The 13,437-nt window shown below is 50.3% G+C and carries 14 protein-coding genes; 7 read left to right on the top strand and 7 right to left on the bottom strand.

What is annotated here, in order from left to right:
- The first annotated feature begins 3 nt into the window (after nucleotides 1-3).
- The 3 genes from ccoG to HYN48_RS13020 are packed head-to-tail and all read left to right on the top strand — an operon-like array spanning nucleotide 4 to nucleotide 2,586.
- The gene (gene ccoG, locus HYN48_RS13030) at nucleotides 4-1,425 is read left to right on the top strand and encodes a cytochrome c oxidase accessory protein CcoG (protein ID WP_108372387.1); all 1,422 of its coding nucleotides are present in this window, start codon (nucleotides 4-6) and stop codon (nucleotides 1,423-1,425) included.
- Nucleotides 1,426-1,433: 8 nt separating this feature from the next.
- Nucleotides 1,434-1,883 (top strand): FixH family protein, encoded by a 450-nt coding sequence (locus HYN48_RS13025; protein WP_108372385.1) that lies wholly within the window; start codon nucleotides 1,434-1,436, stop codon nucleotides 1,881-1,883.
- Nucleotides 1,873-2,586, top strand: coding sequence for a sulfite exporter TauE/SafE family protein (locus HYN48_RS13020; protein ID WP_245945962.1), 714 nt, complete (start codon nucleotides 1,873-1,875; stop codon nucleotides 2,584-2,586). Before HYN48_RS13025 ends, HYN48_RS13020 begins: the two co-directional genes overlap by 11 nt.
- A 98-nt stretch (nucleotides 2,587-2,684) precedes the next feature.
- On the opposite strand, the gene hemN is transcribed toward HYN48_RS13020, so the two are convergent.
- Nucleotides 2,685-4,040, bottom strand: coding sequence for an oxygen-independent coproporphyrinogen III oxidase (hemN, locus tag HYN48_RS13015; RefSeq protein WP_108372383.1), 1,356 nt, complete (start codon nucleotides 4,038-4,040; stop codon nucleotides 2,685-2,687).
- Nucleotides 4,041-4,607: 567 nt separating this feature from the next.
- Nucleotides 4,608-4,832, bottom strand: coding sequence for a YgaP family membrane protein (locus HYN48_RS13005; RefSeq protein WP_108372379.1), 225 nt, complete (start codon nucleotides 4,830-4,832; stop codon nucleotides 4,608-4,610).
- Between the two features lie 215 nt (nucleotides 4,833-5,047).
- On the opposite strand from HYN48_RS13005, the gene HYN48_RS13000 reads away from it, so the two are divergent.
- On the top strand, nucleotides 5,048-6,235 hold the full coding sequence (locus HYN48_RS13000) for a PAS domain-containing sensor histidine kinase (protein ID WP_108372377.1): 1,188 nt from the start codon (nucleotides 5,048-5,050) through the stop codon (nucleotides 6,233-6,235).
- Entirely contained in the window at nucleotides 6,232-7,278 is a 1,047-nt protein-coding gene (locus HYN48_RS12995; protein ID WP_108372375.1) for a response regulator, read from the top strand. Before HYN48_RS13000 ends, HYN48_RS12995 begins: the two co-directional genes overlap by 4 nt.
- Before the next feature lie 3 nt (nucleotides 7,279-7,281).
- Here HYN48_RS12995 and HYN48_RS12990 read toward each other — a convergent pair whose 3' ends face one another.
- Together HYN48_RS12990 and HYN48_RS12985 are read right to left on the bottom strand one after the other, a co-directional pair.
- Nucleotides 7,282-7,833 carry a hypothetical protein gene (locus HYN48_RS12990; RefSeq protein WP_108372373.1) on the bottom strand — a complete coding sequence of 184 codons (552 nt, stop codon included), beginning with the start codon at nucleotides 7,831-7,833 and terminating at the stop codon, nucleotides 7,282-7,284.
- Nucleotides 7,834-7,843: 10 nt separating this feature from the next.
- Complete coding sequence (locus HYN48_RS12985; RefSeq protein WP_146171782.1) at nucleotides 7,844-8,611, bottom strand: BON domain-containing protein; 768 nt, start codon at nucleotides 8,609-8,611, stop codon at nucleotides 7,844-7,846.
- A gap of 81 nt (nucleotides 8,612-8,692) precedes the next feature.
- Here HYN48_RS12985 and HYN48_RS12980 point away from each other — a divergent pair, with 81 nt between their 5' ends.
- The gene (locus tag HYN48_RS12980; protein ID WP_108372369.1) at nucleotides 8,693-10,204 is read left to right on the top strand and encodes a DEAD/DEAH box helicase; all 1,512 of its coding nucleotides are present in this window, start codon (nucleotides 8,693-8,695) and stop codon (nucleotides 10,202-10,204) included.
- Nucleotides 10,205-10,283: 79 nt separating this feature from the next.
- Here the strand turns inward: HYN48_RS12980 and HYN48_RS12975 are convergent, their stop codons facing one another.
- Entirely contained in the window at nucleotides 10,284-11,360 is a 1,077-nt protein-coding gene (locus tag HYN48_RS12975) for a glycoside hydrolase family 130 protein (protein ID WP_245945961.1), read from the bottom strand.
- A gap of 225 nt (nucleotides 11,361-11,585) precedes the next feature.
- Here HYN48_RS12975 and HYN48_RS15330 point away from each other — a divergent pair, with 225 nt between their 5' ends.
- A complete protein-coding gene (locus HYN48_RS15330) occupies nucleotides 11,586-11,756 on the top strand; it encodes a hypothetical protein (RefSeq protein ID WP_181248481.1) in 171 nt (56 codons plus the stop codon).
- Nucleotides 11,757-11,760: 4 nt separating this feature from the next.
- Here HYN48_RS15330 and HYN48_RS12970 read toward each other — a convergent pair whose 3' ends face one another.
- Nucleotides 11,761-13,299: a cryptochrome/photolyase family protein gene (locus HYN48_RS12970; protein ID WP_108372367.1), complete on the bottom strand. Its 1,539-nt coding sequence runs from the start codon at nucleotides 13,297-13,299 to the stop codon at nucleotides 11,761-11,763.
- A complete protein-coding gene (locus HYN48_RS12965) occupies nucleotides 13,280-13,435 on the bottom strand; it encodes a DUF2256 domain-containing protein (RefSeq protein ID WP_219909588.1) in 156 nt (51 codons plus the stop codon). The genes HYN48_RS12970 and HYN48_RS12965 overlap by 20 nt, the downstream gene beginning before the upstream one ends.
- Nucleotides 13,436-13,437 lie beyond the last annotated feature (2 nt).

The raw sequence follows: 13,437 nt of genomic DNA, 5'->3' as shown, positions 1-13,437 counted from the left end.
GCCATGCAATACCAGACCAGACAGGACGGTTTCCGCGATCGTATAGGTACATTGGATGAAGCAGGAAAACGGAAGTTCCTGTTCCCAAAAAAGCCCGGCGGGACGCTTTACCGCTACCGCAAATACGTCAGCTACATCCTGTTGCTCATATTGGTCGCTAATCCGTTTATAAGGATCAATGGCAACCAGTTTATGATGTTCAATGTACTGGAGAGGCAATTCAATATTTTCGGGGCGGTATTTGGTCCGCAGGATTTTTACCTGTTTGTGCTGGTGATGATCATGGGCGTGGTGTTTGTGATTCTTTTCACTGTCATCTTTGGCCGGATTTTTTGCGGGTGGATCTGCCCGCAGACGATTTTCATGGAAATGGTATTCCGGCGCATCGAATACTGGATTGATGGCGACCGTGGTGCACAGCTTCGGCTCGATAAGTTGGAATGGAATGCCGAAAAAATAAGGAAAAGGCTGCTCAAATGGACCCTGTTCTTTATCCTGTCGTTCGGGATTGCCAATGTATTCCTGGCTTACCTGATTGGCAGCGATCGACTGCTGCGGATTATCGAGAATGGACCGGTAAAAGAATCGGGTACATTTATTGCGCTGGTCTTGTTCACGCTCGTGTTTTATTTCGTTTACGCGTGGTTCCGCGAGCAGGTTTGCCTGATTGTTTGCCCTTATGGCCGCCTGCAGGGCGTGCTGCTTGATAACAAGTCGATTAACGTGGCCTATGACTTCGTGCGCGGGGAAAAGACAGCAGGGCGGGCCAAATTCAATAAAAAGGAAAATCGGGCCGCAACGGGTAAAGGCGATTGTATCGACTGCCTGCAGTGCGTCAATGTTTGCCCTACAGGAATTGATATCCGGAACGGCACCCAACTCGAATGCATCAACTGTACCGCGTGCATTGACGAGTGCGATGCGATGATGGCCGGCGTAGGGCTTCCGAAAGGGTTGATCCGATATGCCACCGAAGATGAGATTGAAAACCGTCAGCCGTTCCGGTTTACGACAAGGATGAAAGCGTATACCGCAGTGTTGGTCCTGCTTGCGGGGTTGGTTTCCGGACTGCTTTTTTTCAGAAGCGACGTCGACGCTGCGTTGTTCCGCGTGCCTGGGCAATTGTTTCAGCATAAGGGAGAGAATATAAGCAATGTTTATACCTACAGGGTGGTTAACAAAACGGCATCGCGATTGACACACATCGCGTTTAAGCTACTCTCCGGGAAAGGTACAGTCACTGTTGTGGGCCACACCACTCAGGATTTGCAGCCGCAAGGCATTATGCAGGGCACATTATTTATAGAAATCAACAGATCGCTGCTCAGTGGAGACAAAACGAAGCTCAGGATCGGGGTGTACAGCGGGCACAGGCGACTGCAGACACTGACGACCAATTTTTTGGGACCAAGGACATTTAATTAAAAATTATTATGAAAATCAACTGGGGTACTTCCATCGTTATCAGTTTTGCGCTGTTTGTGGCATTTATCATGTATTTTGTATTTACGGTGCAGGGCAATTCGCGATACGACAACGAGTTGGTCGTCGAGGAATATTACAAGCACGACGCGCGTTTCGGCGAGGAATTTGCAAAACTTCGCAATGCCGCGCAGCTGAGTCAGCCGCCCGCCATCCGGCTGGTGCGGGAGGGTATTCTTGTCTCTTATCCTGACAGTTTTTCCCAAGGCAGTATTTCCGGCAACTTGTCCCTATACAGGCCGTCGGCCAAAAAACTGGATTTCAGCCGACCGCTGAAGCTCAGCAACGGGTCAATGCTCGTCCCGGCTGCTGACCTGACCGGCGGCCGTTGGGACGTGACGCTTGAATGGACCTTTGAAGGCAAATCCTACCTTATAAAAAAGCCACTGTATGTCGATTGATGTGATACTTGCCGCCACCTTGCTGGGCGTAATCAGCAGCCTGCATTGCGTGGCGATGTGCGGTCCTATAGCGATGATGCTGCCTCTGGCAAGGAACAATCCACGAAGAAAAGCCATACAGCTTGTGGCCTACCATGCGGGCCGGATTTCTACGTATGCCGTTCTCGGATTCCTGTTCGGGGCTTTCGGCAGGGCCCTTTCGCTGAGCGCCATACAGCAATACGTCGCCATATTCTCCGGGTTGATGATGGTCACCATTGCGTTGCTGCCGCAGCGGTCATTTGGGAAAATCGGATTGGTTTTGGCGGCATACAAGGCGACTTCCGGATCAAAAGGATTTCTTTTAAAACACTTTAATAAACAGTCACTTACAGCGATTTTCTTGATCGGATTATTGAATGGATTCCTGCCTTGCGCGATGGTGTATGCGGCTTTGTTCGGCGCGCTGTCCACCCAGTCGCTTATTTCCGGTATGGCCTTTATGGCTTTGTTCGGACTCGGTACGGTGCCGCTGATGGGTACGGTGACCTACCTGCACCAATTCCTGACGCTGCCGTGGCGCAACCGGCTGCAACGCGTTATTCCGGCTGCATTGGTCTGCATTGGGATTCTTCTGGTGCTTCGTGGTATGCTGCTCGACATCTGTCATGTTTCACCATCGGGGCTGAGCCTTTTCATCAAGGCGGTGCCCAACTGTAAATAGTCAGCGTCGGTTTTTATCTGAGCAGCACCCACCCGTGCGCGTTCAGGGCGGGTATGTCAAAATGTAGTTTTCTTTGGATTCCGCTCGTTTCCGGATTATCAGACGGTCATGGAGAACAGTGGTGTATCAGGGCGTTTTCGCCGCAGCCGCAAATCAAACGCCATACAGATGTTTCTCAGGAAAGGTTTCCCTTCCGGGGTAACGATCAGCCCGCCGGGCGTGGCGGCTACGAGTCCGTCGGCAAGCATTTCACTCAGCGACGCCAATATTTCAGGTACTTCGGTAAAATAAAATGCATCATCCGTCCAATGCGTCTGCATCCGGCACATCAGGTCCAGGATGTGTTGCCGTACAATCAGGTCCTCTTTGGTTAGCATGTGGCCCTTTGAGAGCGGCAGCTGTCCCCATTCGAGCATTTGGTAATAATCTTCAAGGCTCTTGGCATTTTGCCCGAATCCCGTCCAACTGTCGCCAATCGACGAAACGCCGAGTCCGATCAATAACCTTGTACGGTTTGGCGTATAGCCCATAAAATTCCGGTGTATGCTTTGGTTTTCCGCCGCTTCGAGCAGCGGGTCGCCGGTTAAGGCAAAATGGTCCATGCCGATTTCACGGTATCCGTGGGTTTCAAAAATAGCCCGGCCTGTTTCATACAGCCTGCGCTTGTCCTCATCCTTAGGAATATCTGCGTCGGAGAATCCGCGTTGTCCATTCCCCGGTATCCAGGGCACATGGGCGTAACTGTAAAATGAGATCCGGTCGGGAAGCAACGACACCGTTTTGGTCACGGTATCAACAACATCGGAAGTAGTCTGGAACGGCAGTCCAAATACCAGGTCGTGACTTATTGAAGTGTAACCGATTTCACGTGCCCAGGCCGTCACTTTGCTCACATTCTCAAACGGTTGTATGCGGTTGATGGCACGCTGCACGCGATCTGAATAATCCTGAACACCAAAGCTGACGCGTCGGAATCCAAGCTCATACAATGTCTGCAGGTGCGGGCGCGTGGTATTGTTCGGGTGCCCTTCAAAGCCCATTTCAAAATTTTCAGCCCTTTGTGCGCACGAAAATATTCCGTTGATGAGGTCTTCAAGGTTTTTTACGGCAAAGAATGTAGGGGTGCCGCCGCCAAGGTGCAGTTCACGTATCACGGGTTTTGATTCAAAGAGGCTGCAATACAGTTTCCATTCCGTAATCAGTGCATTAATGTACGGTGCCTCGACCTGATGATTTTTGGTAATCCGTTTATGGCATCCGCAGAAGGTACACATGCTCTCGCAAAACGGCAGGTGGATGTAGATGCTGATGCCTTCGTCAGAAAGCCTGAAAGCATCCCGGACACTGTCTATGTACTGTGCAGGTGAAAAATCATTGTCCCAGTACGGAACAGTCGGATAGCTTGTGTAGCGTGGCCCGGGCACATTGTATTTGTGTATAAATGATGGTGACATAGGGTCTGATTTTCCGCTAAATTAGGGCACTTTGCTAAGACGGAAAATGATATTGGTCACAACGACTTACCCAAAACTTTTGGATCACACACTATCCTGTTACGGTTTCCGGGCTTTAGCAGCAGGCGGTATGACTACTTGTCGGCACCGTTCCGGGAACCGGATGCATTTTCCCTACCAGATTCAACTGCGTCGTGCTGGTTGGTTGCTGTGTCCTTCCCGTCAGCGCGTTTTTTTAGTCCTTCGTCAAAGCGTTGTACGGACACAGCGAGTGTCCATAGGATAATCAATATAATTAATATTATAATTGCTACTAAGGATAACATATCCAGTATTTTATATTTTTAATATTCATCAATTACTTTAATATACTGCAGCTCGGTTATTGCGCACTGTTTCCGCAAAGGCGCGGGCCCGCTTTGCCCATGGACATTTACACAGGATGTGCGTGGGGTGTTACAGTAACCTGTGGCGCTAATGTCACTTCTGATCGGATGGAGTTAACAATCAGACAGTCATGGGCCAGTTCAGGAATCCTGAGAATTTTTGCAACAATCAGTGCTTCAGCTATCGCTTCATGTGTTTTCCTTGACTCGTTTTCCGCTGCACCGTGTTGATCCCGAATGGCAGATATATCAGGCAATAGCTGCTCAGCGCCGACAGGAGCAAAGCTGCAGCGGCACAGCCCAAAATTACTTTAGTCGTATCTGTAAAACCATCCATGCTGTATAATATGGCGACGGCGATAAGGATTCTCGCAAGGCTGTCTTTCGTGCCAACATTCTTCTTCATTTATTAATATTTTTAAGGTTTTGTTGTTCTGCGGAAGCGAAATCCCGATCCGGATAACAAGACAAATTTGCACCATCGTTTATAGTTGCGGAATGATTTTAAACACGTCAGGACATGATTTCCGGCATAAATAGCGAATAGGCTGCGAAATGTGACGGCGCGCACGATTTGCAGCGCTAAAATTTTTAATTTTGGGCACCAACCGCTGCCATAACATGAAAAATTCTGAATTGCTTCATGCCATCGTCCAGAATGCCATCGACGGGATCATTTCGATTGATGCCTATGGTATTGTGGAAAGTATCAACCCATCAGCCTGCGCGCTTTTCGGTTATGAGCCTGAAGAAGTGATCGGGAACAACATTTCCATACTGATGCCTGCGCCGGATAAGGGACAGCACGACCATTACCTGAGACGCTACCAGGTGACGCACAAACCGCGGATTATCGGGATAGGGCGCGAAGTTACCGGGCGGCGCAGGGACGGCAGCCTTTTCCCGATGCGCCTGGGTGTAAGTGAGGTTCATTACAACGAGCAGACTTTTTATGTAGGCTTCATCCATGACCTCACACAGCAGAAACAGGCTGAAGAACAATTAAAGGATTATGCGTTGCATCTTGAAGAACTGGTTGAAACACGTACCCAGTCGCTCAACGATACCATAAGGGCACTCGAAGTGGCCAAGGAGCAGATTTCACATTCCCTGGAGAGCGAAAAGGAGCTCGGGAAACTGAAAAGCCGTTTTATCTCGATGGCCTCACACGAGTTCCGGACACCGTTAAGCACAATCCAACTGTCAGCGTCGCTGGCTGAAAAATACGGCGAATCTGCCGGGGTAAAGGAAATCAGTAAACACGCAGGAAAAATTAAGGCTTCTGTAACGAGCCTTACAGCCATCCTGAACAATTTCCTGCAGATGGAACGCCTCGAAAGCGGCAATATCACGGCGGCCAACGCGCCTTTCGACCTCAGGGAGCTCGCGGTCGAAATCACCGAGGAAATGCAGCAACTGGCGAAAACAAAGCAGGTTATCCGCTATACGCACGAGGGGGATTATGCAATGGTCACATTGGATAAATACCTCGTCAGAAACTGCATCATCAACCTGCTCACCAATGCAATAAAATATTCCGGAGACGACGGACGCATCGGTTTCCATACAAAAACGGCTGCCGACGGTTGTACGATTGAAGTGCAGGACAATGGAATCGGTATTCCCGAAGAAGACCGGAAATACCTGTTCGGTGCATTTTTCAGGGCACAGAATACCGGGAACATTCCGGGTACGGGCCTCGGACTCAATATCGTTGCACGGCACGTGGCCCTGATGGGCGGCTCCGTTTCTTTCACAGGCGATGCCCGGCGCGGTACGATATTCACACTCAAATTCCCTAAAGCATGACCACCATACTGATTATTGAAGACAACGATGACATCCGTGAAAATGTGTCCGAAATCCTGGCACTCGCCGGGTATAAGGTGTATGAAGCCAATAACGGAAAAGCCGGTGCAGAGTTGGCCATACAGCATTTACCCGACCTTATATTATGCGATATTATGATGGGCGACCTTGACGGGTATGGTGTACTGCACCTGCTCAACAAACATGCCCAGACCAGGGCCATACCGTTTGTTTTCATGACCGCTAAATCGGAACGTTCCGATATCAGGAAAGGGATGGAACTCGGTGCCGATGACTACCTCACCAAACCTTTTGACGACACCGAACTGCTCAGCGCCATAGAGACGCGCCTGAAAAAGAAACAGGTACAGCAGGAATTTTACAGCCAGTCAATCAAGAAACTGTCCGATATTGTTTCGGCAAAAGACGGCTTGAGTGTCCTTTATACGGCGCTTGAGGAGCGCAAGGTGAGGCCTTTCCGAAAGAATCAGGTCATTTATTATGAAGGTGACCGCGCAGGTAATGTCTGGCTAGTACTTGACGGCCGCGTCAAAACGGCAAAAATGGCGGAGGACGGCCGTGAATTGCTCACCGGCATATTCGAGGCCGATGATTTCGTGGGTATCAATATACTTTTTTCCGATGGGATGTATTCAGATACTGCGACCGCTGCAACTGACAGCCATTTGTGCAATTTTCCCAAAGAGCAATTCGAGTCGTTTATCAGCTTATATCCTGATGTCGCCGAAAAATTCATACGCATCCTTTCAAACCAGATCCGGCAGCAGGAAGAACAACTGATGCAGCTCGCCTACCAGTCGGTACGCAAAAGGATTTCAGAGGCTGTGTTGCGCATGTACCGCCAGCAATCCACATCCGACAGTTTTAATGCGAGCCGCACTGACCTCGCGTCACTTTCAGGCACGGCGCCCGAAACCGTCAGCAGGACGCTCAGCGATTTTAAGGAAGAAGGACTCATTGAAAAAAAAGGCAGTACAATCAGGATCCTCGATGTCGGTAAATTAGAAAAGATCCGAAATTAGATCTCAGTAGGAAGGAATGTCCTGGTAATCTTTTAGCCGTAATTCGTTTACGACCCGATCCACGCGCCGCCACGCGCTGTGTTGAAGTGCTGAGGTGTCGATATCGTTTATGTAGTCTACGAAAGGCATGATTTTCTCCCGTTTCACAATCCGCTCTTTGTACCCGAATGAAAAACGGTCGCCACGCATCTGGTACTCAATAGCCAGTTTTGGGTTTGACAGGCTCTCATAGAGTATGTTTTGCGTTTTCCAGTCGGCGCCCCATCGCAGGAACGCATTTCCCCAGCACAGCAGCAGCACGCCCAGAAAGATCACGGGCCGCAGCCTTACAGACCGATAACCGAACAGTATCCATCCGAGCCAGAATGAGAGCAGCGTAAGCGGGACCAACCATACGATTAGCTTTACATACATCGTATTGATGTATACCGAACTGAACTTATCCAGCAGTGCGACTGCCATAAAAAGCAGGAACACCAGGAACCAGTGCAAAAATCCCATCCTGGGACGGCGGTTGTTGTTGTTCGGACTTTGTGGTTGATGGTTTGATGTCATAATAGTGGTTTTAAGAAGCGCGTTGTGCGAACAGGAAATTTTCAATCTCTTTTACCCCGGGCACCGTGCGCACAAGTCGGGTGACCAGGTTTTTCTGGTCTACGTTTTCTACGGAACCTTTCAGGATGACGCGGTTCCCCACAATTTCAATCCTGATGTCGCTCGTGATGGAATGGTCGCCATAAATGGCTGCGAACACGTCTTTCTCGCTAATTGCCGCATCTATCGTGTCCGGGACGGTGATGTTATTCTCAATCGTTTTGATGCCATCGATGCCGCTGATACACTCGCCGGCAAGGTCTTTCTGGTATTTCCATTTCAGGCGCCCTTCCAGCCATATGCAGCCGTCTTTGACAATCGATTTGATGTCATGGTGGGCATTGCCGAAATTTTTCACAAACTGGCGAGCGATACGGTTCTGGATTTCGTCGTCGCTGATACGAGATGCATCGGCGATGACAATGCGGATGTCCTCATGAACCGATTTGATGCCTTCGACCTCCCTGGCCGTTTTTTTTGCGAGGTCTTTTTTATAGAATTTATCAGCAAATCCGGTCAGTGTCACATGGCCATCATGCACTTCCACGGCAATTTCAGGCGCCTGCAAAAGCGTGTTCGCTTCAAGCGCCTTGACAACCTGTTGCCTTATGTTGCTGTCACTTTTCATGTACGGATGGTATTTTACACAAAAATCACTCATATCCCACCAATAGAAAATGACGGCCATCATATTTATCGCGGCCGCAGCATAACGACCGGTGACAGCGCTCTTGGACATCCTGTCGATTTCTGTAAAAACAACGCCAAATATCGTAACAAGTGAAGCCGGCGGGGCGTGTAATTTTACCAAAAAACCACGATGCCGAAAATCAGCACCACGCTTTATCCTTACCAGGAGCGCGATATCGCTTACCTCTTCCGCGAGCTCGAGACGTCAACTCCGGACCGCAGGCTCCTTTACCAACTGCCGACAGGCGGTGGGAAAACGGTCATATTTTCTGAAATTGCCAGGCGCTTCATTGCAAAATATAGCAGGAAAGTGGCCATCCTCACGCACCGCAGCGAGTTGTGCAGCCAGACATCGGCAACGCTTACGCATTTCGGGGTACCGAATGACGTCATTGAGAGTGCAACCAAATTACCCGATTTGAGCAGCGATTGTGCTATTGCCATGGTCGAAACGCTGAAACACCGGATCAAGGAGGGAAAGATAAGCACGGCAGACGTCGGCCTGGTCATCATCGATGAAGCCCACCACAATGCGTTCCGTAAATTACTGAAGAAATTCAGGCATTCGTATGTGATCGGGGTGACGGCTACGCCATTCAGTTCAGACATCAGCAAACCCATGAATGCCCATTACCATGCACTGATTTCGGGCGACAGCATTGCGGATCTTATTGCCGGTGGGTTTTTGGCCAAACCCCAGTCGGTGGCTTATGATGTAGAGCTCAACTCGTTAACAACGGGCATTCATGGCGACTTCACCATCAGTTCGTCAAACGCCTTATACGGTTCGCCGGCGATGCTTCAGTTGCTGCTCGATGCGTACCATAGCCATGCCGATGGCAGGAAAACGCTCATTTTCAACAATGGGATCGACACCTCGCTGAAGGTGCACGCCGCCTTTACCGAAGCCGGTATCCCGATCAGGCACCTCGACAACAACACCGGCGCTGAAGACAGGAAGGCCATCCTGCAGTGGTTCCGCAAAACGAAAGGGGCCGTCCTTACGTCGGTTTCTATCCTGACCACAGGATTTGACGAGCCCACGGTCCAGGCCGTCATCCTGAACAGAGCGACCACTTCCGTGACACTCTATCACCAGATGATCGGGCGCGGCGCACGGCGTCTTCCTGCAAAGAAAACGTTTCGGATCATCGATCTGGGCAATAACATGAAACGGTTCGGCGACTGGGACGCACCCATGGACTGGCAGCATGTGTTTGAGAATCCCGCAGCATATGCCGCGCAGTTGAATTACAGCGCCACCGCCACGGCAGGAGAGTCACATCGGATACCAGCCGAAATCAGGACGCAGTTTCCCAATACGCTCGAATTTGCGTTTGACGTCGCCGCGCATTACGAGGAAGCTGTTGAACATCACAAAAAGCCGAAAACGGTGATTCAGGATTCGCTACGGCAGCAGGCCTTAATGTGCCTTGACAATGCGGATACGGTTACGGAGGCGCTCAAACTCGCCTCGGCACTGCAGCCAGAAATCGAATGGCGCGTGAAGTCATACGTGAAATGCATCGGAAACGCCAGTAAAAGTTATAAGGATTGGCTGCTTGCGGATTATATGCAGCGGCTTGATACGCTGATCCCGAAATTGTACCGTTTGCGGAACAGGCAGCAAAACGCGGTTTAGGCAGGATTTCTTCGGCCATATGCTCTCAAAATGGCTGTTGCCGCGTCTGCAGGTGAAAGCGGAGCGAATGTGTCATTTCTCAAATCCCGGAAGGCTCTCCGTATTGCAGCAGCAACAGGATTTCTTTAATAGAGAAATGCGCGCCGCATACAAATTCGTCGGCTGCCCCATAGTAAATCGTGAGTTTGTCCCCTTCAACGATGTGTCCGTTGGTAAATACCACATAGCCGAAGAAACCGCTGAGTTCATAGTTTTCTGTGGGTACCATAATCGGATCGACGGTGCGCGCAATGACTTTTGCAGGTTCCTGCAGGTCCATCAGGAATGCGCCCAGGCAGTATTGGTGTTCCGGGTTTGCGCCGTGGTAAATTTCGAGCCAGCCTTTGTCGGTCTTTATCGGCGCGGCACCTGCACCTATTCTGGCGCTGTCCCACATTCCGGGACGTGTCTTCAGGATGCACTGGTGGTTTCCCCAATGAATGCCGTCGGGAGAGTCAGATATCCAAATGTAGTTCCCGCCAATCTGCGGACTCGTCGGGCGGTGCAGTGCGTAGAACCTTCCGTCGATGAGTTCCTCAAAAATGGCGCAGTCCTTATTGTGTGGGGGAAAAATCATCCCTTTCGGTTCAAACGCCTTCCAGTCCTTCGTTGTTCGCAAACCCACGCCGACGCCCTTGTCAGAAACCGCCGTGTAGGTAAGGTAAAAGGTGTCGCCAACGCGGCTCACCCTGCAATCCTCGATGCCATATTGCTCGTGTACCCCAATGCCCATAATTGAATTGCAGTCCTCAGGTTCGTAAAAATGGACGCCGTCATCGCTGCACATGATTCGCAGGTGTGAGAGCGTCGTAAGGTAATCCAGCCCTTTGTAGTTGATGACGCGCGGGTCATCGGCAACGAGGTCCGGGTCGTTGAGCGGGATCTCGATGATTTCGACCTTCCCGAGCGCGTTGACGACAGGAAAAAAAATGACGCCCTCCTTTTGGGCGATGCTTTCAGCAACCCGCACGAGCAGCCAGATTTTGCCTTCGAAAGTAAATACGCCGGGGTTCAGCAGGCTGATAATCTGCATGTCAGCGCTGCAGGGCCGGAGGTCTTTAGGCATCAGCAGCGGGTTTTCGGGGAAACGTCGGGCAATATCGTTCATTGTTGTCATCTCGGTTTTTTACATTGTGGGTGGTTCTTCAAAACGTTTGGTCAAGGCTTCATTGGGAAACTTTCACTAATCCTAAATTTCGGGCGTCAGGGAACAATTCCAATTATGAATTTTCCCACTGTATTTACAAGATTTTGGCGATAAGAATTCTGTAAAAACAAGCACTGAAAATGTAAATCGGGAAGGACTTTTTTTGCCAAATTGTGCACAAGAAAAATAGGACACATGAATTTACGTATCGGACAGAAAGTACAACAGGAATTTGGCACGCAGGTAATGGAAATCATCGGCTTTGAGCCTGATCTCATTGAGAACGTCATCACGAAATGGGAAGATGATCTGGGAAACACGCTGACCGGAAAGTTTATGGAGTCACAGCTTCATCCCGCTGACTAGCCTTTTACAGCGCGTCGAGGTGTTCCAGATAATGAGCTGCCTGCTCAAGGATCGCGGATTTGTCGTTCGGCGTCATCTTGTCCCAAAGGCTGTATACCATACCGATCCTCGGATTTTTCGAAAGTTTCTCCCGGTGCCTGTCGTAGAAATTCCAATACAGGCTATTGAAAGGGCAGGCGCGGGGTCCGGTTTTTTTGGACTTGTCGTAGAAACAGGTTCCGCAATAGTGGCTCATGCGATCAATATATGCCGCGGAGCTTACATAAGGCTTGGTGCCAATTAGTCCGCCATCTGCAAACTGGCTCATGCCGCGGGTATTGGTGATTTCAACCCACTCTATGGCGTCGATGTAAATGCCGAGGTACCAATCGTCAACCTGATCCGGGTCGATGCCCGCCAGCAGCGCAAAGTTACCGGTGATCATTAACCGCTGTATGTGGTGCGCATAAGCCTGCGTAAGCGACTGCTGCACCGCATCCCTCACACAGTGCATTTTTGTACGGCCGGTCCAGTAGAATGCAGGCAGATCGGTCTTATGGTTGAAAAAGTTGAGCGTCGCAAATTCCGGCATTTTTAGCCAGTAAATGCCGCGCATGTATTCGCGCCAACCCACAATCTGACGAACAAATCCTTCGAGCTGGTTCAGCCCGATGTCTTCAGGGCGCGCTTCCCATTCTGATACGGCCGTGCTGATGACCTCTGCCGGGGAAAGCATTTTGGTGTTCATTGAAAACGACAGCCGCGAGTGGTACAGCGACCATTCTGCCGGTGCCATCGCGTCCTGGAAGGTACCGAACAGCGGCAGGCAGTGCCGTGTAAAAAACGCAAGCAATTGCAGCGATTCGGCCCGCGTGGTCGGCCAGATGAAATGTTTTCCGTCGATTGATCCCATCGTGGTAATGGGATGCTGTGCAAGATCCGTCAGCACTTCAGAGACATCTGTATCAAAGAGCAGTGGGGCGGGAGGGCGGTGGCCCTTGGGCAGTTTCTTCCTGTTTTCGCTGTCAAAATTCCATTGTCCACCTTCTGGCAGGCTATTACGCATCAGGATGTGGTGCTTCCGGCGCATCTCCCGGTAAAAATTCTCCATCAGCAGGCTTTTGCTTCCTTTCGCAAAATCACTGAATGCTTCTGGCGTACACAAAAAGTGTTCACTGTCATAAACAGCAGTGGTGATCGTCAGGGTTTCGGTGAATGCTTCCAAAAGCCGGCGTAATCGGTATTCGTCCGGATGCTGATACTCAAAATGCGTGATGCCGTAGCGGCTGATGATTTCTGCGAGATTTGTGGCGAAAGCCTGCCGGTTGTTTTTGTCATTAAGCTTGAAGTAAATCACGTCGTGGCCGTTCGAACGCAGTTCGTCAGCAAAACGTCGCATCGCAGTAAAGAACGCGGCTATTTTCTGGATGTGATGTACGGTATAATCGGTTTCGCTGCGGGTTTCCATCATGACATAATGCACCGACGGATTCACCTGTGCAAACCACGAATGGGCGTGATGCAACTGGTCGCCCAGGATGAGCCTAAGGGTTTGCTGTGCCATTTTTGTTTCTTTTACAACGTTCGCTGCAATATTTCACCTGTTCCCAGTCCTTTTCCCATTTTTTTCGCCATGTAAACGGCCGCCCGCATGCCGCGCATATTTTCTGAGGGAGGTGTTGTTTTTTAACGGACCGCACGA

Source organism: Flavobacterium magnum, from assembly GCF_003055625.1.
GTDB lineage: Bacteria > Bacteroidota > Bacteroidia > Flavobacteriales > Flavobacteriaceae > Flavobacterium > Flavobacterium magnum.
This window is presented reverse-complemented; position numbering and strand designations above follow the sequence as displayed.